Here is a 19528-nt window from a genome sequence, read left to right on the forward strand (position 1 = left end):
CGTACCGCATCAGGGACTTCGAGGCCGAGCAAGAGTCACCAGTCGCGGGACTCCAGTGCGCGGAGGTAGGTGACGGCCCTGTCCTTGAGTTCCTGGCTCATGCGGCTCTGTCCTTCGTGTTCGTAGGGATGTGGGAGGCCCCGGGTCAGCCCTGGTCGGTGGCGTGGGTGAGGGCAAGCAGCGGTGGCGGCGCGTCCGTAACTGCTGTCGCGGTCCCGGCAGATGACCTCGGCGCCGGGGTGGGTGGTCAGCCACGCAGCGAGGGCCTCGGACGAGCGGTCGGGCAGGAGGTCGATCACCACCGAGGCATCGACGTCGATCAGGATGGTGCCGTAGGTACGGCCCTTACGGAACGCGAAGTCGTCCACGCCCAGCACCCGCGGAGAGCGGGACGCTCTGGTGGCCGATGGATCGGGCAGGGCCATCACCAGGCTGATCAGTGTCACCCGGCTGACCGCCGTCGAGAGCGCTGCCGCCATCCGAGCCCCAGCACGGCCGGCCAGGCCCAGCGCGAGCACCAGCAGAAGGCGGTGCAGCTGCGGGGTACGGCGCTGGTAGCGGACGGTCAGACCCTCAACCTGCTCAACGAAGGTACGGCGCGCACACCCTGACCGGTCGCAGAAGAGACGGCGCACCGACAGCTCGATGACCACCGGGCGCTCGGCGATGGCGATATCCGCAAGGTGCCGCAGGTAGCGGCTGTGGACACGGCGCGCGGAGAAGCCACAGGCCGGGCAGTCCACCGCTCGGTCGTCTCGGGTGCGCGCGGTAACGTGCACCGTGGCACCCTCCACGAACACCCGCTCCACCAGCACCGACTTCAGGTGCGGGAACACGATGCGCAGGAGCCCTGCCGGCTTCCTCTCCTGCCGCACTCGACCCGCTCCACCCTCTTTGCCGAGTGGGCCACCATGATCATCCTCATCCGTGAGGGTGACCGCCGTTACAAGCTCCCACCGCACCGGCGCGCCCTCGTCGGTCTGGTGTACCTGCGCCGAGACGGCACCCTCGCCCAGCTCGCGGCCGGTTTCGGTATCGCCGTGGGTGCCGCCCACGCGTACGCGAAAGCCGTCATCGATCTGCTCGCCGACCGTTCCCCCGGGTTGCTGCGCGTTCTGCGAGAAGCAGACCCCGACTACGTCCTGCTCGATGGCACCCTCGCGGAATGCGACCGAGTCGGCGACAGCTGGGCCGATTACTCCCACAAACGCCGCAGGCACGGGGTGAACGTGCGGCTGGTCACCGATCCGGGCGGTCGGTTGCTACCGGATCATCCGCATCTGCGAGCGCTATGGCGTCCCCATCCTGGCCGACCTCGGTCGCGCGTCTGAGTCCTGACAGATCTTCCGCAGATCCCGGTGCAGTCCCAACCGCTGGCCTCAATCGCCAAAGCCGTCCTCACCCTGGACGGCAAGGGTAACGAAGCCCAGTGACGCAGATCACTGCACATTCCCGTAGCTGTCTCGCCCGACCGGCAACCCCGAGGGCCTTCGGACGTCTGTCGGGATGGATGCGCCTCCAGCAGAGGGCCGCCGCAAGGGAAGCCACCCATGACGGACGGTCAGCCAACAAGCCGAAACCGATGATTCGAGGACCGAAAATGTCAGTACGTCACGCCGTCCGCAGCCTACGTCCGGGACGGGTCCGCGCCGCTCTGGGCGTCAGCGCAGTGGGCGCCGCGCTGGCCCTTGGCGGAGCCTTCACGGCCCACGCCGCATCCGCCGCGGCGGATGCTCCCGCCGATACGCAGAACGCGCACAAGGTTTCTCCGCTGACGTCCACTTCCACCGGCAAGCACGCCAAGCCCTACGTGTCCGGATCGGAGACACCTGGCGAGAGCTCCGAGACGGACGTCCCCGCGGACGCGCAGCCGGCCCAGCCGGCGCAGCCGCCCGCGCAGCCGTCCGTACCCGGGGAGAGCTCGGAGACGGACGTCCCGGCGAACGCGCAGCCCGCGCAGCCGTACGAGCCCGGGTCGCAGGAGCCCGGCGAGAGCTCCGAGACAGACGTTCCCGCCGACGCGCTGCCCGCCCAGCCGGCGCAGCCGCCCGCGGCTCCGGCCGGGTGAGGCTCTTCAGTGGTGTGGCCCGCTGATCGACGCTAGGTCGTTCGGCGACATCAGGTGATTGCGCGTTGCACGGCTCGGGCCCTGCACGCACGGTCCGTCCGCCCGGGACTCTGGGCGGACGGACCGGTACCGCGACGTCCAGGAGACATGTGAGAACAGCGACGTTCCCAACCGCCGCAACGTCGGTTGCCTGGTGGCGGAGCATGTGCAGACCGGTGCACCCCTTGTTCCGTGGCGGAGCCGATCTGATGCGCCGAACGCAGGACAGACTCGCTCTGCGTTCACCGGGAAGCCGACAGGACAGCGGGAGAAAACTGGTCGAAGCCGCACTCTCCGGCACGGCGACATCCGGGGACGAGCACGGCTTCAGCGAGCTCTACCAGCATCGCCGCCTAGCACTGGTGCGGCTGGCCGTGCTTCTGGTGGACGACCTTCCCACGGCCGAGGATGTGGTGCAGGACGCCTTCGCGGCGCTCCTGCGCCGCCACGGCCGTCGGCTCGCGGACCTGGACGACCCCGAGGCGTACTTGCGCACCAGTGTGGTCAACGCGGCGCGCTCGGTTCTGCGCCGGCGCCGTACGGCACGCGCCCACATTCCTGAGCGTGAACGCCATGTCCCGCCTGCCGACAAGAGCGTGCTCCTTGCCGAGACCCATCAGGAAGTGATCAACGCGTTGCAGCGTCTCACCCGCCGGCAGCGCGAGGTCCTGGTCCTGCGCTATTGGTCAGATCTCACCGAAGCCCAGATCGCCGACACCCTCAACGTCTCCCGCGGGACGGTCAAGTCAACTGCCAGCCGGGCCCTGGACGCTCTCGGCAGACACCTGGAGATACCTCGATGACCGAGCACCCCTCTCAGCCACGCCCCCGTCCATTTTGCTGTCGGCGGCCTGCGGAGATCTGGCGATGAGCCGCAACCGGATCCGCAACGAGGCGATCGAACAACGACTGCGCGACGCCCTGGAAGCCCGCGCCAACAGCGTTGACGTGAAAGACCTGCGGCCAGCCGCCCTTCCCGTCAGGCCCAGGTGGTCTTTCCTTCCCTCCCGCCGGACCGCCCTTGTGTTGTTCGGTCTGGCTGCGGCTGCTGCTTGTGTACTGCTCGCCGTCAGGTACGGCATTTCAGAGGGCCCGGTCCATCCCGCCGGCACCCCCTCGCATTCACCAAGCCCGCCCGCGTCTCAGGACCCGGCTTCCCCCGCCATCCCGACTACGCCTCCCCAGGGAGGCCACCGCTGAGCAAACGCCTGACCTGGCACCCACCGCCGCCAGCACAGGAGTCTTGTACGTTGCGGGTACCGGCGCTGTCACCCGATCAGTGGCCACGCTGAAAGCTCACTGAGCTTGGCTCTGGCTCTGGCCGCGCTTTCGTGAACAGGCGCACTGGGAAGGGGCGCTGTCCTCGCCCTGTCAGTAGGCTCGGGACGTGACGGATCACGGCATTGAGTTCCCGGTCTTCCGACTTCATGTTGTGCCAGCGGTTCTCGCCCTTGCGAGTCCCTCGTGGCAGCGCGATGTCTGGCTGCGGCCAGAGGAGTTCGAGGACCTGGACTACGTGATCACCATGTCAATCCCCTCGCAGCGTGGAGACGATCTATGCGGCCAGTCCCTCGGCGAGGGTGGCTCGGTAGTCTCGTTCGTAGTCGATCGGGCTCTTGAACCCGCATACGCTGTGTAGCCGCCTGGCGTTGTAGAAGTCGGTGATCCAGGTGGCGATCCGGAGCCTGGCCTCGGTGCGGGTACGGAAGCTGTGCCGGTGGACGTACTCGACCTTCAGCACGCTGTTGAACGCCTCGCTCACGGCGTTGTCGAAGCAAGATCCGACACGGCCCATGGACTGGACGATGCCGAGTTTGCGGCAGGCCCGCTTGAACCGCCGCGAGGTGTACTCGCTGCCCCTGTCGGTGTGCATGATCACGCCGCGGACGTCGCCGCCACGGGTAGCCGCGGCCATGTTGAGCGACGCCACCACCAGCTCCGCGTCGTGCCGCTCGCTCATCGCGTAGCCGAGCAGACGACGCGAGACAGATCGATCACCGTCGCCAAGTACAGCTTGCCCTCACCGGTCTCGATCTCCGTCATATCGCCCACCCAGACGAGGTCCGGCTCCTCGGCGGTGAAGTCCCGCCGCACGAAGTCCGGGGCCGCGAGCCTCTTGCCCGGCCTGGTCAGCGACCGGCGCCGACGAATCCTGCGTCCGGCCAGCCCAAGCTCGGCCATGGCCTTGGCGACCGTGTTCACCGACACCCGCCGCCCCGCCTGACCGGCTCGATGAACACTTTCGGCGAACCGTAGTGCCGCCCGAGCCGTGGAAGATCTCCTCGATCTCCTCGGCCAGGTGCTGCCGACGCACCTCGCGCTCGGCCGTGCGGTGGGCGCGTCCGCGGCCGAGGACCTCGGTGGCGTGATGATGCCGCTCGGGTCGACGAGCCGGAGTCTGCCGGGGTCGACGAGCTTGCGCGGTGGAGCGGCGGGAGCCGCAGGCGGGGCTGACGGCCCTGTCGCGGGCGGCGGTCCGCCGGGGACAAGCGGGAGGATCACCGCCGTGCGTGACGTGGCTGCCGTGCCGGCCTGCGCCTTGGTCGCGGTGCGGCGTTGGTCCACCTCGCTTCCGAGTTCCCGGAGCCGTCGTTCGCGTTCGGCCTCCGCCGCTTCCCGGTCGCGCCGCACCTGATCGTCGGCAAGGCTCAGTTGTACGGCCGTACGGCCCTTCTCGGCCTGGTCACACGCTGCTCCCCAGGCGAGGGCCACCTCGCGGCGGCTACCCGGAAACCGGGCGGCGATCGACCGGCCCACCCCGGATGTGCGTGTCAGAGCGGCAGTGTCACGCACGTACAACGTGCCCGAGGACCAGTCGATCCCGGCGTCCACGGGCACGTGCACCGTCTCGCCCGTGTCCGGAAGATCGAGGCAGCAGGCCAGGTGAGGGGCGATGCATACAGTCAGGTCAGCCAGCTGGTCCCACGGGTCATGTCCCTTGTCGTGGTGTAGCCGATCATCCAGGGGTTGTGTTGGTGGTGTTGGGTAGTGCGGGGGCGCTTTCGGGGCGTTCGGAAGGGTAGAGCTGGTCCATGCTTCCCTCGGGCAGGTAGCGGCGGGGGAAGGCGATCCATTCGTCGTGCAGTTCGAAGAGCACGGCGGTGACCAGCCGCAGGAGTGCTTCGTCGTTGGGGAAGACCTGGACGACGTCGGTGCGGCGCTTGACCTCGCGGTTGATCCGCTCCAGCGGGTTGGTGGACTGGATCTTCTTCCAATGTCGCTCGGGGAAGGCGGCGAAGGCGGTCAGGTCGTCCTTCGCCTCCAGCAGCATGTCTTTGACCTTGGGGAACTGTTTTCCGAGCATGTCGGCGACGGTGTCGAGCTGGGTGCGGACCGCATCCGCGGTGGGCTGGGCGAAGATCGTGCAGATCGTGGCGGCGGCCATCTCGGCCGCTTCCTTGCTGATCACGCTGAACACGTTGCGCAGGAAGTGAACCCTGCAGCGCTGGTAGGCCGCCCCGAGCATGACCTTGCGGATGGCCTTGACCAGCCCAAGGTGGTGGTCGCCGATGACGAGCCGGACCCCGGTCAGACCGCGTTCGCGCAAGGAACGCAGGAACTTGCGTCCAGAACACCTCGCTCTCGCTGTCGCCGACCATCACACCCAGCACCTCCCGGCCGCCGTCCTCGGTGATCCCGGTGGCGATCACCAGGGCGCGGGAGACGATCTGGTGCTCGACCCTGGCCTTGCAGTAGGTCGCGTCCAGATAGACGTACGGGAAGCGGACGTGGTCCAGGGGCCGGGCACGGAAGGCGGTCAGCTGGCCGTCCAGGTCCTGGCAGATCCGCGAGACCTCGCTCTTGGATATCCCGGTGTCCGCGCCGAGGGCCTTGACCAAGTCGTCGACCGACCGCGTGGACACGCCGTGGACGTAAGCCTCCATGATGACCGCATACAGCGCCTGGTCGATGCGGCGGCGTCGCTCGAGCAGGGCGGGGAAGAAGCTGCCCGAGCGGAGCTTGGGGATCGCGAGGTCCAGATCGCCGGCCTGGGTGCTGAGCGTCTTGTCGCGGTGGCCGTTGCGCAGCGCGGTGCGCGTCTCGGTGTGCTCGTTCCACTCCGCGCCGATCCGGACTGTGGCCTCGGCCTCGATCAGCTCCTGGAGCATCCGCTCGGCCACATGCCGGACGAGTTCGAGCCCGTCCGCCGAACGTAGTGACTCAAGCAGCCGAAGTAAGTCATGCTGAGACAGGGCCATCCTGCACCTCCCGCGTTGAACTGCCCGTTCACTACGCAGAGTTGCACGATGGCCCACCTTGCGGGCAGGGAGCGAAAGCCCATCGGCACACGCCCCGGCGCACTCCCTCACCTTGATCGGCTACACCACGTCAAGGGACGCCATCTCCTCCTCCCGGCCCATATCCAGCAGAGCCGGCAGATGGAAGTGAAGCTTCTCGATCACAGACTCCTGGTAACCCGACGAGTTCTTCGCCTGCAGGATGACCAGCTCGATCTTGCCAGCACGTGGCGGAAGGAACTGATGCGCGTCAGCGGTGATGTAGCGCTCGTCCACGAACGTCCAGATACCGTCAATTCCGCAGTCGTGCGCACCGTCGACGATGCCGTCCGTGATCTCGTCGTTGTCCAGGTCCCAGTCCTGCAGAGCCTTGTCCGCGGCGAAGAACGTGAAGAAGTCGTCCCGGCTCTTGTCCGGCGCGAGCTTACGATGCTGGTCCTCCAAGATGCGCTCCAGCAGCCGCTGATCATTGCTCTGCACCGACACCACGCGAGACCCCCAATCTCCGCACCGGAACAAAGAGATGTTGGCCGGCTTGCGCGACCATGAACAGCCCGCAGACGAGAAGCCCGTGCGCTCCTTGGCGGGGGCAGGCATCGCCTCAGACACCTCCAAGGGCGTTCGACTTTGCAGAGGCGAAGGCTATGACCTGTTGGTCGCCAAGGGCCCCGGGCCGCGTCTACCGCAGGTGTGTCATCGCTACGCCCTCGCGTCAAGTGCTCGCTGGAGGAGAACCCGGGGGTGCGGTGCCACCGCCGGAGCTACAGCGGAAGCGCCCTCCGGCCGCGTCTGCAGGGGCTTGCCGTCGAACGCCTCTCTCACAGGCGCTGTCACACGTCTGTCACCAACTACGCCGACTCCCCCGGACTGCGATGCCCTGACCTGCCACTACACACCCGCCCTGGACTGACGTGGACCCCAAAGACGGTCCCTACAACCTGTGCCATGTGGTACCCAGGGAGGGACCCAAGATCAGGACCGGAGCCTCTTCTGGCCCGTCAAAGCGGTATTGCAGGGTGTTCGACGGTGTCTCACTCACGCCTCAGACCCTCTCACGTATCACGGACGCCCCTATAACGGGGGTTTGGTGGATACCGTCCTGACCAGGTTGAGGACCTCTCGGGCGGCATACCGCTTGAGGCATCGGATGATCTTCAGACCCCCGCCCGGGACGGCACTGCGCAACCGTCCCATTCGCCCCGCTTGTCGCCCTGCGGAGCATCACCGCGGGCGCGGGGTCGACTCGCCCGACCCCGAAAATGAAGAACGACGCTGGCCGGCCGGAGTTCCACGAACCGGAAGGTAGTCCTCGGCCCGACTCCGCCACCGCGTCATCGCCGTCGACGGTCGAACCGCCGCAGTCCACCTGCGTCCGGCACTGCCCTGTCACCTGCCTGGCGCCGTCGTACCAGCAGTTCCGCGCACTGTTCGTGCCAATGGCTCGTTGGGGCGCGCGAGACGCCGATCGGCTCTGGCCCGCTGATCACTGCGGCAGACGGTAAGGGCCCGGCGTCCCGAAGCCGGGATGCCGGGCCCTTACCGAGGCGCGCGATCAGGCGGGGCGGATGTTCTCCGCCTGCGGGCCCTTCTGGCCCTGCGTGACGTCGAACTCGACCTTCTGGCCCTCGTGCAGCTCGCGGTAACCCTGGCTGGCGATGTTGGAGTAGTGGGCGAAAACGTCGGGGCCGCCACCCTCCTGCTCGATGAAGCCGAAGCCCTTCTCGCTGTTGAACCACTTCACTGTGCCCTTGGCCATGACTGTCTCCTTCGAGGGAAACCGGGCCCGCACCCTGCACGCCCGGGAGGTGATCGCCCTGGTCCGGAGAGGTGCTGAACAGCAAGAACGCCCGTGATGGCGATCACGGGCGAACGGAACTTCGGAACCACGACTGCTGATCACAACGCTATAACGGCATGGCGGAAGCCGCCAGCGATAACGCGCCAGTATCCGGCCCGGGACCAAGGGCTGGATCGCCCGTGAGGCTCGATCGATGGTGATCAAGCAGTTTCGTGCCCTTCTTCTGCACAAGGCGGCGGCGAGGCATGGCCTCCCCGCCGCCGACTGTTTTCCGGGTGGGCCTCACTGAGGTGCACGAGATCTTCTCCAGCACCGGGCGAACGGTTCGGCCACGGAGGGTGGTACCGCTTTCACCACTCCCTGTCCCGCTCTCCGGGTACCGTCAGGGTATGAGTCATCCGCACCCCGAACTGAAAGCCGCCCCATCCCTTCCCGAAGGAGGGCTGCGGGTCATCGCCCTGGGCGGCCTGGGTGAGATCGGCCGCAACATGACCGTCTTCGAGCACGCGGGCAAGCTGCTCATCGTCGACTGCGGTGTGCTGTTCCCCGAGGAGACCCAGCCCGGCGTGGACGTGATCCTGCCGGACTTCACCTCGATCCGGGACCGGCTGGACGACATCGTGGCCGTGGTACTCACTCACGGTCACGAGGACCACATCGGTGGCGTGCCGTACCTGCTGCGCGAGCGGTCCGACATTCCCGTCGTCGGCTCCAAGCTGACGCTGGCGTTCCTGGAGGCCAAGCTCAAGGAACACGGCATCCGGCCGCGCACGGTACGGGTGCGGGAGGGCGACCGGCGCGGCTTCGGGCCCTTCGACTGCGAGTTCGTGGCGGTCAACCACTCCATCCCCGACAGCCTCGCGGTCGCGATCCGCACCCGGGCCGGGATGGTGCTGCACACCGGCGACTTCAAGATGGACCAGTTCCCTCTCGACGACCGCATCACCGATCTGCGAGCTTTCGCCCGCCTCGGCGAGGAGGGCGTGGACCTGTTCCTCACCGACTCCACCAACGCCGAAGTACCCGGCTTCACCACCTCCGAGCGTGAGCTGAACCCGGCCATCGAGCAGGTGATGCGCACCGCGCCGCGCCGGGTCATCGTCTCCAGCTTCGCCAGCCACGTGCACCGCATCCAGCAGGTCCTGGACGCCGCCCACCAGCACGGCCGCAAGGTCGCCTTCGTCGGCCGGTCGATGGTCCGCAACATGGGCATCGCCCGTGACCTGGGCTATCTGAAGGTCCCCTCCGGTCTGGTCGTGAGCACGAAGGAACTGGAGAAGCTCCCGGACCACAAGATCACGCTGGTGTGCACCGGCTCTCAGGGCGAACCGATGGCCGCGCTGTCACGGATGGCCAACCGCGACCACATGATCCGGATCGGCAAGGGCGACACCGTCCTGCTCGCCAGCTCCCTCATCCCCGGCAACGAGAACGCCATCTACCGGGTGATCAACGGACTCACCCGGTGGGGCGCCCACGTGGTCCACAAGGGCAATGCCAAGGTGCACGTCTCCGGGCACGCCAGCGCCGGCGAACTCGTCTACTGCTACAACATCGTCAAACCCCGCAACGTCATGCCCGTGCACGGCGAATGGCGCCACCTGCGGGCCAACGCCGACCTCGCCATCCGTACCGGTGTCGACCCCGACCGGGTCGTCATCGCCGAGGACGGCGTCGTCGTCGACCTGGTCGACGGGCGCGCGTCCATCACCGGCAAGGTCCCCGCCGGCAACGTCTATGTGGACGGCATGGAAGTCGGCGGCGCCACCGAAGCGTCCCTCAAGGACCGCCTCACCCTCGCCGCCGAAGGCGTGGTCACGGTGGTGGCGATCGTCGACGCAGACACCGGCGCCCTCGCCGAAGCCCCCGACTTCCTGGCGCGGGGCTTCGTCCACGACGACTCCACGTTCGAGCCGGTCATCCCCGTCATCGAGAAGACTTTGGCCACCGCGGCCGAGGAAGGCGTCGGCGACGCGCGCCAACTCGAACAGCTCCTCGCCCGCGCCGTGGCGAACTGGGCGTTCCGCACCCACCGCCGCAAGCCCCTCATCATCCCCGTCATCATCGACGCCTGAGCCACAGCCCGGCAGCACGGCCGCCGGCCCCGGTCGCGGCCCCGCCCACGACGGACTTCCCGGGCGGTGCCGCCTCAGCGGTGGCCAGGAGCTGCCCCAGATTCCAGATCCCCGCCACCCAGGGCAACCTCCTGTCGGTTGCCGCTCCTTCTTCCCCGGGTTCGCCCCTCGTCACCCAACTACATGCATCACGCCCGCTCGCGGTTCTCTCTTCCGGCGGAGTTCGGTCAACGCGTTGAGCCCGCCTGAGCGGCAGGGACGGCGGTGCGATCCCTAGGCGGCCTCGCCCGTCGGCGCTGCATCGGTTGCCTCGGGTTCGGGCGTTCTGGTCAGGCTGATGTCTTCGGCTGAGGCTTGCCGCCTTCGGCGCGCAGTCGCTCGTTGATGCGCTGCGCCTCTTCGAGCTGGTCTTCGAGGATGACGATGCGGCAGGCGGCCTCTATGGCGGTGCCCTGGTCGACGAGTTCTCGGGCGCGGGCGGCGATGCGCAGCTGGTAACGGGAGTAGCGGCGATGGCCGCCATCGGAGCGCAGCGGGGTGATCAAGCGGTGTTCACCGAGGGCACGGAGGAAGGCAGGGGTGGTGCCGAGCATCTCGGCGGCCCGGCCCATGGTGTAGGCGGGGTAGTCGTCATCATCGAGAGGGTCGACGGGACGGGAACCGGCAGGCGGCATAGACCTCTTCTTTCGGAGACGCGTCGGGGGGCCCGGGTGCCAGAACGGCACCCGGGCCCCGAGCTTTCAACACCATCTACCGGCGCGCTGCGCCGGCCTTCTTTTTCCGCAGCCGCCCGGGAGGGCGGGGTTGCGGGGATCGCGGATGCGTGACCGGGGACCACCTTCCAATCCGGGGCCTTGCGGTACCCGGGCGGACTGCTTCCTCGCCCGGGCGATCCTGATGGCGTTCTGCTCCTTTACCTTTCGATATGCGGATACCACAGGTGCTGCTCACAGCCCCGCTGGGGCCGTGTCCTTCTGGTCTACCTGCACAGCAGTTCGTGCCTGCTGTGCCCACTTCGACTTCTGGGTACGCCGATAACGCTAACCCTGCGACGGCGGAATGTCTACTGCAGCCATGACAGTTTTTCTCCATGGAGTCCGCTTCTGCTTCTACCGCAGGCACACCAGGAAGAGTGCTCACTCGAATGGCGGTCCCAAGCGATCCCCCGCCGCCGCAGAGACGACGGCACACACGGAGCGCGCCATGCAGACGAAGCCGGTGCCCTGCGAGGACGGCGGGCGGATTCGCGAGCGCGGTCCCGATCCGTACTGCACCGACGCGATGGTAGAAGTCCTCGGCGGGGAGGTGCGACACGACCATGACACGGTCGAGCCCGGCGGCACGGGCCTCGGATTGCATGTGCGCGACGAGCAGTCGTCCAATACCCCGTCCTTGCGCTTCGTCGGCGACGACCAGCAGGTCGAGCTCCGGTGGAGCGAGGACGAGCGAGTAGAACCCGAGGACTCGGCCTCCATGCCCGTCAGAGCCGACGGCTACGTAGGCGCGGTGGGCCTCGATCCAGTCAGGACCGACCCGGTGGCCCGCGACTGCGGCTGCGTACTTACCCTCGTAGGCCAGCGCTGTCCGGTCCGACACCCACCGGTGCCAGCACGTGCGGGAGATGCTCCATGAGCCGGGCCGGCAAGGACAGTGTGATGCGGGTGGCCTGGAGCACGTCCTGACCGGTACCGGTATCCTCCTCGGCGCCGCCGAACCTGCGCAGGCACGGAACAGTGCTGTGTCGCCCGGCCCCGCCAAAGGGACAGCCCTGCTCCATAGCCAGGACCGGTGACGGCCGCACGGCCGTCGTGGGTTCCGTCCGCCGGTCCCCGGCCCGCTCCGGAAGCGAGAAGGAAGCGGTGCGGAAGCAGTTGGGGGCTCCTCCCGGTAGCACCGCCGCGGGTTTCCTCGCAGGAAGGTGTCCGCCCGGCACGGTGGGCACGTCATCCGTGCTGAAGGAGGCCACCCATGCCCGGGCAACAGGCGCAGTGCCCACGGAGCGACCTGCTCTACGCGGAGATCAGCCGCGACGACTACGCGGAGACCGCCGCACGCGACTTCGTCCCGTTCCCGGTCTCGCCGGGCATCACCCTTCTCGAGGGCCCGTGTCCACGGTGCCGCGGGACGATGTCCGTGCACCTCGTGGAGGACATCGTCCGGGGCGGCGGGTCCACCACGGCCACGGCCGAGCCCTACCACACCATGCGGTGCGGGTGTCAGAACACACACGCCGGGCGGCCGGACGGCCGTACCGGCTGCGGAGCGTACTGGAACATCGTCGTGGCACGGGCGGAACCGTCGTGACCGGGCCGATACTGCGGCCCGGCCCCCCGGCGACACCCGGCGACCTGCACCGGGCACAGCACCGCGAGGAACTGCTGAACGGGGCCGAGCTGGAGCGCATCCGCTCCGCGGCGGTCGCCTGGCGCAACGGTCTGGGCGGGCTGATGGTCGGGCTCATCGGCTTCGGTCTGGTCAAGGGCCGCTCGGACATCACGCAGCTCTCGCCCGCGCCGGGCATCGCGGTGGGCGTGCTGCTGGCACTGGCCGCCGTGACCGGCGCAGTGGCGGCCTGGTGGGTGTTGCGGGCCGCGCACGGCATGCCCCGGGTGCTGCCCGCCGACAGGCTCCCCGGCCGGGTCGCGGACGAGCACGGGCAGGCCACCGCCGCCGCGCGTGACCTGCGCCGCGGCAGTGCCCTGGTGGTGGCGCACGCGGTCGTGCTGATCGCCGCCGTCGGCGTGACCTGGTACGGGCCGGCCCGGGCGAAACCCCGGATCGAGGTGGTCACCCCTGACGTCACCGCGTGCGGCGTCGTCCGGCTGGTCGAGAACGGCACCATGACCGTACGTAGCGGGAGCGCTGACCTGCGCGTTCCGCTCGGGGAGGTGCTCAGCCTCAGCGCGGTCGACTCGTGTCCGGCCCGCTGACCGGCCCGCCGGTGGTCAGCGGCCCATGTGCACGAAGGGCGCCCACAGCGTGACGGCGGCCTGGGACGCGGCGATGTCCCGCAGTTCCCGCGTCGCGCTGTGCAGGGCCCGCGCCACGTCGTCCGGGGTGGGGTCGGCCCGCTCGGCGACCGCGGCGAAGACCGCCTTGGCCGCTTCTGCGATGGTCGCGTCGTTGGCCTTCCACAGCGAGCCGATCACGTTCCGCCAGCCCGCGAAGCGGAGTGCGGCGGTCAGACTGATGGCCTCGTCCATGTTGACCAGTCCCCCGTTGGCCGTCTCGCACGCCGCCAGGAAGGCCAGGTCACCGCAGTGGGCTTCGCCCACGAGCTGAGCCACGGTCAGCACTCCGTCGTGGAGCACCAGCCCGCCCCGGGAGGGGTCGGCGAGGTCCTGTTCGCCGTGGCAACCGAAGTAGGCGTAGCGGTGCCCCCGCAGCTCGTCGAGCACCCGCGCCCCCGTGGCCTTCACGCGCTTCAGGGGGGTGTGCCGCTCGCGCGGGAACAGCTCGACCAGCCGCTGCTCCTCGAACAGACCGAGAGGGGGGTACCCCTCGGTCTCCGGCATCGCAACGAGGAGCAGCCGCGCCGGTTCGGCGTGCGGTGCCCGAGCCGGCTCGGTGGTGGTCAGCAGGTGGAGGGTCGGGGTGTAGGAGGAAACGACCCGGTCCATCACGGTGTCGCCGGGCTCGCTCCCGACGCCGTGGTGACCCGCGGCGTGCAGGGGCACCAGCGACAGCACACTCGTCGGACACCACCAGATCCGGGGCAGCACCTCGTCATCGGCCCCGGGGGCGTGGCCGAGCGCCGTCATGACCGGTTCCGCGATCATCTCCCAGGCCCACTCCAGCAGGTCCCGCGCGTGCGCGTTGCGTTGCCGACGCTCCGCCGCGACCTCCCCGAGCAGCACGCCCAGATGTGAGAAGAGGGTGTCGAGCGCCTCGCCGAAGACGATTCCGGGCAGCGGCACCACCCGCACGCCGGCGGCCGAGACCACCAGCGCGTCACTGCGCCAGCGACTGAAGTTGATCAGTACGGCGTCCCCGTCGACAGCCCAGTGCTCCGTCAGGTAGGCCAGCGTCACCTCGGCCGGTTCGACGGCCGACGCGGCGGCGAGCGACTGGGCCCAGATCACTCCACGGCCCTGTTCCAGCAGTTCCACGGCCAGGGCGGGGTCACCCGTGTTCAGCGCGCACGCCGCCGCGTCGGCCGCCAGTCCGATCCAGGCGCGCCGCGCCAGGTGCAGTTCCTGGTCGGACCGGTCGAGTCCGCGGTGAGCGAGCAGCGGCAGTGTGTGCACGGCGATCCGGTATGCCTCGAGTGCCGAGGTCCAGGCGTTGCGTTCGGCTTCGAACATGGCCCACTTCTGGGCCGTGTCCAGCCGCGCCCAGGGTTTGACGCCGTCCGTCCCGGTCACCTCCCGCCAGGCGGCGACGGCGACCTCGGCGTCGTCGGCGTCTCCCGTCAGGTCGTACCGCATGCGTGCCGCCGTGGCCCGGTTGGTCAGGAACTCGCCGCGGCTGCGGTGCTCCCGGGGCAGTACCGCCACCAGCGTGTCGCTCGTCGCCCGTGCCTCGTCCAGGTAGTCCACGCGCGCCAGCAGTTCCCCGGCCCACATCATGGTGGCGACATGGTGGTTGAGGATGTCGCCCCGGGCCGGGTGCCCGGCCGGGAGACCCCGGACCGCCTCCCGGCTCGCCTCCACCGCCTCCGTCAGCAGGCCCTCGTCACCGTCGGCACGGCGACCGGCATGGCTCAGAACGATCGCGAGGTGGGAGAAGGCCAGTGGCCTCTCGGTACTGCCCCGGTCGACCACCCGCGCGGCTTCCCGGCACCGTCGCACCGCCTCCTCCAGGTGACCGCCGTCCTCGGACATCTCGTACTCGAACAGCAGGGCCATCCCCAGCGCCGCGAGGAACTGCGCCCGGTCGGGAAACTCCGCCGGAACCTCGTCGCACACCTCGCGCAGCAGTCGCACGCCGTCGGTCAGGTCCTCGCGCCGACCGACGGCCTTGAACCGGCTGACGAGCGCGCTGGCGACACCGTGGGCCACCAGCACCCGCAGCAGGGGGTGCGGCCAGTCCCCGTCCAACAGGGGTCGCCCGAGCGAGATCGCCTCGTCGAGGTGGGCGGGGTCGCCGCCGTCCCCCTCGTACCGCAGGCACAGCGCCATCACCCGGTGTCCGACCGCCACGAGATGGCCCGGATCACCCTCGGGCAGGAGGACGAGCAGTTCCCGCGACTCGGCCGACAGCCGCTTCAGGTCCTGCGCCGACCCACTGAGGCGGTAGCGCAGCATCAACGCGTTCACGAGCTGGATCTTCGCCCGCGCGGGATCGGGTGGCGCGCTCGCCGCCCGCCGGGTGAGGTGGCCGACCAGCGCATCAAGGCGGTCGGCGGGCAGCCTGCCCATCCCGGCCTCGGTGAGCTGGAAGTCGATCTCCTTCTCCTCCCTGTCGGCGCGGACCTGTTCCGCCAGCGCCGTACGGGCCTCACGGACACGGTTGAGCAGCCTTCCGAGCATGCGTCACCTCACCTCGTGCTGAGGGCGTCGGACCTGGCCCCACCGTGGCCCGGCAGCACGCCCAGTCTCCTCGCCGTGCTCTCGACGTAGCGGATCGCCAGCACGAGCAACCCGATGTCGTCCAGGTACACGGGGTCCGGAAGCAGGTCGACGGGGCTGAACGTGTAGAGGAGGGACCCGTAGAAGACCATCTTGTTCGAGAAGGGCATCTCCTCGTGGCGGAGCAGCTTGGAGACCTTCCACAGTTTGACCACGAGGGCGATCGCGATCCCCAGCATGGTCACGACCGCGACCGCGATGACGATCAGCAAGACGGTGGGCAGCTCACTCATCGGTTCCTCCTGCGCGTCTCACCGCACCGTGCGAACGTGCGGACGGGATATGCGCCCGTGACACCCATCAGACAAGCGCTTCCGCTTCCGCAGGAATCACCCGCCGCTTCCGGTTCGCTTCCGGACCGCTTCCGGCCCTCCGCCGGGCAGCTCCGGCGGGAGTGCCGGCGCGTCGTCCGGCGGGAGTACGGGTGCCCGGTCGTAGGCGTGCAGGGCACCGAAGTCCCCGGCGCTGAGCCAGTCCTGCCCCGGATGCCGGACCCGGCACCCGGCGAGTTCCAGCCGACTGGCGAGTTTCGACCGGAAGTCGGGGGTGTCGGTGACCGTGAGGTAGTTGAGGCCGCCGAGATCGGTCGCCGGGCGCAGCTCACCGAACTGGAGCAGTACGGTGCGGGAGGGCTGGAAGGCGAGGGCCATGCCGAGTTCCAGCAGGACGTTGGGACGGGCCTGGAGGCCCGGTTCGCGCTCCGCCCGTGGTTCCTTCGGTCCGTGCAGGCCCGGGTGGAGGTGGACGATGTCATCGGGGGTCAGCAGCACGACGACCGCGCGGGCCAGCGGTATCGCGCGGGCGACGGCCTCGCCGAGCGTGGGGGTCGCCTTTCCCGTGCGCCTGACCACCTCCTCCCACTCCAGGGGGTTCAGTCCGATGGTGCGCAGGAAGTCGAAGACCGCGCGGCGGGCCGGTTCGTCCCGGCCGTAGACGACGAAGACGTTGCGCGCCGGATCGGGGTCCTCCGTGCCGGTGGACGGGCCGGGTTCACAAGGCGCCTCGGCAGGCGACGCCGGCCGGGGAGCCGGGCCGCGGGTGGGGGTCGACCTGATGGCGGGTAGCCCTCCGGCGGCCGGTTCGACGCTCTGCCCAGTGGCGGGCGGCACGCCGGACGCGGCCGTCAGCGCGGCCCGCTCGGCGGCCACCGCGAGGTAGGCGAGTTGGTCGTCGAGGCGTTCCAGGAACGAGCGGGCGAGGGCCGCGTCGTCGGCGAAGGGCCCACCGGGGGTCAGCATCCCCTCCAGGTCGAAGGCCCGGGTGAGATTGTCGGCGGCGATCTCAACCGTCCGGTGCATCTCCTGAAGGCCGGTGCGCAGCAGGAGGGCGTCGAACCGGCGCAACCGCAGCAGGTCCGCCTGCGCCCCGCCACCCGCCCCGAGTGCACGCAATTGCGTTCCGAGCCGGTCGATCGAGTCCCGCAGCTGTCGTGCCTGGTCGTCGCGTCGCCACACGCGGAGCTGGTAGCGGAGTTTGGCGGCGTGCGCCAGGTAGCGGGCCAGCGGCGGGATCCCCGTGTCGCCGTTCGACCAGACCCACGCGCTGGCCACCGGGTCGGCGTCCGGGCGGATCGCCAGCACGAACCGCCGTCGCGCTCGCTCGTCGGGCGCGGCGGGGTGTTCCCACAGCGCCGCCGCGCCGTCCGGGAGAACGACACCGGGTTGAGGGCCGGGCAGCCCTTCCGCGGTCTCGGGAAGCAACGCGTGCAGTGACTGGTGGAGTTCGGCCGCCGCCGCGCGTATGCCGGCCTCCGCGTCCACGCGCGCCAGATGGAGCCGGGCCTCGCCGATCATCAACGGCAGGTGTTCGGCGACCAGGGTGTGCCACTGGTAGTCCTGGGTCCGCCACCACGGCCATCGCGTACCGGTGGCGCCGTCCGCGGGCAGCCGGGCCTCCGGCGGAGCCAGTGCCACCGAGAGAGTGAGCAGGTCGTGGTGCCGGCGCAGGATCGCCTGGCAGTCGGCACCCGCGCGTTCCAGGGCGGCGATGGCCCCCTCGCCCTCGGCAACGACGTCGTCCAGGTGGTCCGGTGGCACGGGGGGAAGTCCGGTGCCCGGTACGGGTTCGGTCATGCGCAGCAGCAGCGCGCACCCACGCCAGATCTCCTTGAGCCGTCGGTAGGCGGCGGTCGCGTCGGGGCCGTCGGTCGGCGCGTAGAGGTGGGCGACGAACTGCTGGTCAAGGATCATCGATGCTCCCGGTGACTGCCGTCGGCTCGTCCTCTCGCCAGTCGTCGCGGGCGGCCCGTCCGCGATCGCGGTGTCGTCCGTCACCGGTCAGCGCCTCCATGTACTGGGCGACCTCGGACAACCGCACTCCCCGCAGATCCTGTGGCCGTAGGACGATCCGCAGTTCAGGGGTGACCGGCCCCTGTCGACAGGCCCGGAGGAACGACTTCACGATCATGAGGATCACCTGCTCGCCACGGAGCGCGACCCGGGCCAGCCCGGCTCCCACCAGCGGTATCGCCACCGGCCGGAGCAGCCCGTGCACCGCCACGGACTCCCACAGCCGCTCCAGTGACACGCCCAGATCCTCGGGGTTGGACCGGGCGACGAGGTCGAGACCCTGGTGGCTGTACGCGACCGCGAACGCTCGCCCGCCGGGCTCCGGCAGTGACAGCGGGACCACGGTCCCTATCGGGTAGCGAAGCCGTTTGCCCTTCGGTTTGTCCCGGGCGGACTCCCGGCCGACCGGTGTCACCGCGCGCAGCCCGCTGCGCAGTTCCCGGTCGAGGAGTGTCCGGTCACCTCCGTAGCGCCGGTGCAGCAACTGTCCCTGGACGCTCTCCCGGCTGATGATGGCGTCCCTCTCGGTGGCGGTGTCGAAGGTGTCACCGAAACCGGCGACGAGGCTCGCGTCCGTCTCCTCGAAGAGATCGCCCCGCTTGACCACCAGCGAGGTACGCAGGGCGGGGAACTCCCGCCGCAGGAGTTCCGCCCCGTGCCGTTCGCGCAGCTGAGCCCGGAGCTTGGTCAGAGCGGCGAGGGCCTCGAGATCGTCCGGGCGTCCGGCCACCAGCCGTTCGGCGACCGGCAGGGCCAGTTCGGGATGGCCGGAGTCGGTGTGCAGGACGACCAGTTCAGCGCAGACGGATTCGTACGTCGTGGTCAGCCGCCGTATCAGGGGCTCGGCGAAGACCGCGTCCGCCACCTCGGGAAGTGGCGTGCCCCGCCACAGGCCGAGTGCCTTGGTCAGCAGCACCGCCGCGGTCGCCGGGGCGGCGTGTGCGGCCTGGTTGAACAGGCCGGTGAACTCCAGGACGTCGATTTGGTCCGGGTTCAGCACCAGACGGTAGGCCGAGTCCCGGCCCTGTCCCGTCAGCACCTGCTCGGTGCGCAGCACCGAGGTGCCGTCGCTCGCCCTTGCGGAGTCCAGGGCGCGGCGCAGTTCCAGGACTCGTTTCTGGACCTCGGTGCGGTGCGGGCGGCTGATTCTGCCACGGACCGGTTCTCCCCAGAGGTCCGTGTAGAGGTCGCCGCAGGGCACCGCCTCGCCCTGAGCCGTGACGAGCCGGAGCAGCAGCCTGGTGGTGAGGGGGGTGAGTCTGATGTCCTCGCCGTCGCGGCGCACAACAGTGTTGCCCAGAACGCTTATGCGGATGCGCGCCACTCACGACTCCATCGCCGACCCCGTTCCCCCTGAGGGGTGACATCGAGCCTACCAAGAGCGTCCAGGGGCGCACCGTGCGTAAATACGTTCCCCTCCCGGTGAGCGGAATCAACCCGATATGCTGAAGT

15 protein-coding genes and 4 pseudogenes are annotated in these 19528 nt (G+C 69.3%); 6 read left to right on the plus strand and 13 right to left on the minus strand.

Features of this window, described 5'->3' with window-relative positions; all coding sequences use genetic code 11:
- Positions 1 to 35: 35 nt before the first annotated feature.
- Positions 36 to 875, minus strand: a complete 840-nt coding sequence (locus ACH5AC_RS12420; RefSeq protein ID WP_398861707.1) for a transposase — start codon at positions 873 to 875, stop codon at positions 36 to 38.
- On the opposite strand from ACH5AC_RS12420, the pseudogene ACH5AC_RS12425 reads away from it, so the two are divergent.
- The 3 genes and pseudogenes from ACH5AC_RS12425 to ACH5AC_RS12435 all read left to right on the plus strand — a co-directional run bounded on the left by ACH5AC_RS12425 (position 851) and on the right by ACH5AC_RS12435 (position 2910).
- Positions 851 to 1433, plus strand: a pseudogene (locus tag ACH5AC_RS12425) (transposase family protein). The gene ACH5AC_RS12420 and the pseudogene ACH5AC_RS12425 overlap by 25 nt on opposite strands.
- Positions 1434 to 1600: 167 nt before the next feature.
- Positions 1601 to 2068 carry a hypothetical protein gene (locus ACH5AC_RS12430; RefSeq protein WP_398861708.1) on the plus strand — a complete coding sequence of 156 codons (468 nt, stop codon included), beginning with the start codon at positions 1601 to 1603 and terminating at the stop codon, positions 2066 to 2068.
- Positions 2069 to 2316: 248 nt separating this feature from the next.
- Complete coding sequence (locus tag ACH5AC_RS12435) at positions 2317 to 2910, plus strand: SigE family RNA polymerase sigma factor (RefSeq protein WP_398861709.1); 594 nt, start codon at positions 2317 to 2319, stop codon at positions 2908 to 2910.
- 752 nt (positions 2911 to 3662) lie between these two features.
- Here ACH5AC_RS12435 and ACH5AC_RS12440 read toward each other — a convergent pair.
- The 6 genes and pseudogenes from ACH5AC_RS12440 to ACH5AC_RS12465 all read right to left on the minus strand — a co-directional run bounded on the left by ACH5AC_RS12440 (position 3663) and on the right by ACH5AC_RS12465 (position 8101).
- Positions 3663 to 4067: a transposase gene (locus tag ACH5AC_RS12440; RefSeq protein WP_398861710.1), complete on the minus strand. Its 405-nt coding sequence runs from the start codon at positions 4065 to 4067 to the stop codon at positions 3663 to 3665.
- A complete protein-coding gene (locus ACH5AC_RS12445; protein WP_398861711.1) occupies positions 4064 to 4315 on the minus strand; it encodes a hypothetical protein in 252 nt (83 codons plus the stop codon). Before ACH5AC_RS12445 ends, ACH5AC_RS12440 begins: the two co-directional genes overlap by 4 nt.
- A gap of 748 nt (positions 4316 to 5063) precedes the next feature.
- Positions 5064 to 6306, minus strand: a pseudogene (locus ACH5AC_RS12450) (IS256 family transposase).
- A gap of 120 nt (positions 6307 to 6426) precedes the next feature.
- On the minus strand, positions 6427 to 6942 hold the full coding sequence (locus ACH5AC_RS12455; RefSeq protein WP_398861712.1) for a hypothetical protein: 516 nt from the start codon (positions 6940 to 6942) through the stop codon (positions 6427 to 6429).
- A 343-nt stretch (positions 6943 to 7285) separates the two neighbouring features.
- Positions 7286 to 7384 (minus strand): annotated as a pseudogene (locus ACH5AC_RS12460) (3-oxoadipate enol-lactone hydrolase); the annotation flags it as partial.
- Positions 7385 to 7897: 513 nt separating this feature from the next.
- On the minus strand, positions 7898 to 8101 hold the full coding sequence (locus ACH5AC_RS12465) for a cold-shock protein (RefSeq protein ID WP_086605444.1): 204 nt from the start codon (positions 8099 to 8101) through the stop codon (positions 7898 to 7900).
- A gap of 431 nt (positions 8102 to 8532) precedes the next feature.
- Between ACH5AC_RS12465 and ACH5AC_RS12470 the strand changes: the two genes are divergently transcribed.
- A complete protein-coding gene (locus ACH5AC_RS12470) occupies positions 8533 to 10218 on the plus strand; it encodes a ribonuclease J (protein WP_398861713.1) in 1686 nt (561 codons plus the stop codon).
- A gap of 329 nt (positions 10219 to 10547) precedes the next feature.
- Here the strand turns inward: ACH5AC_RS12470 and ACH5AC_RS12475 are convergent, their stop codons facing one another.
- On the minus strand, positions 10548 to 10892 hold the full coding sequence (locus ACH5AC_RS12475; protein ID WP_398861714.1) for a MerR family transcriptional regulator: 345 nt from the start codon (positions 10890 to 10892) through the stop codon (positions 10548 to 10550).
- 556 nt (positions 10893 to 11448) lie between these two features.
- Positions 11449 to 11841 (minus strand): annotated as a pseudogene (locus ACH5AC_RS12480) (GNAT family N-acetyltransferase); the annotation flags it as partial.
- Between the two features lie 345 nt (positions 11842 to 12186).
- On the opposite strand from ACH5AC_RS12480, the gene ACH5AC_RS12485 reads away from it, so the two are divergent.
- Entirely contained in the window at positions 12187 to 12522 is a 336-nt protein-coding gene (locus ACH5AC_RS12485; protein WP_398861715.1) for a hypothetical protein, read from the plus strand.
- Positions 12519 to 13148, plus strand: coding sequence for a hypothetical protein (locus ACH5AC_RS12490; RefSeq protein ID WP_398861716.1), 630 nt, complete (start codon positions 12519 to 12521; stop codon positions 13146 to 13148). Before ACH5AC_RS12485 ends, ACH5AC_RS12490 begins: the two co-directional genes overlap by 4 nt.
- A 15-nt stretch (positions 13149 to 13163) precedes the next feature.
- On the opposite strand, the gene ACH5AC_RS12495 is transcribed toward ACH5AC_RS12490, so the two are convergent.
- From ACH5AC_RS12495 to ACH5AC_RS12510, 4 genes are all read right to left on the minus strand, one after another.
- Entirely contained in the window at positions 13164 to 15689 is a 2526-nt protein-coding gene (locus tag ACH5AC_RS12495; protein WP_398861717.1) for a CHAT domain-containing protein, read from the minus strand.
- 8 nt (positions 15690 to 15697) lie between these two features.
- Positions 15698 to 16021 carry a YkvA family protein gene (locus tag ACH5AC_RS12500; protein WP_398861718.1) on the minus strand — a complete coding sequence of 108 codons (324 nt, stop codon included), beginning with the start codon at positions 16019 to 16021 and terminating at the stop codon, positions 15698 to 15700.
- Between the two features lie 96 nt (positions 16022 to 16117).
- Complete coding sequence (locus ACH5AC_RS12505; protein WP_398861719.1) at positions 16118 to 17977, minus strand: CATRA conflict system CASPASE/TPR repeat-associated protein; 1860 nt, start codon at positions 17975 to 17977, stop codon at positions 16118 to 16120.
- Positions 17967 to 19400 carry a macro domain-containing protein gene (locus ACH5AC_RS12510; protein WP_398861720.1) on the minus strand — a complete coding sequence of 478 codons (1434 nt, stop codon included), beginning with the start codon at positions 19398 to 19400 and terminating at the stop codon, positions 17967 to 17969. Before ACH5AC_RS12510 ends, ACH5AC_RS12505 begins: the two co-directional genes overlap by 11 nt.
- Positions 19401 to 19528 lie beyond the last annotated feature (128 nt).

The organism is Streptomyces sp. NPDC018693, assembly GCF_044391385.1.
Taxonomy (GTDB): Bacteria; Actinomycetota; Actinomycetes; order Streptomycetales; family Streptomycetaceae; genus Streptomyces.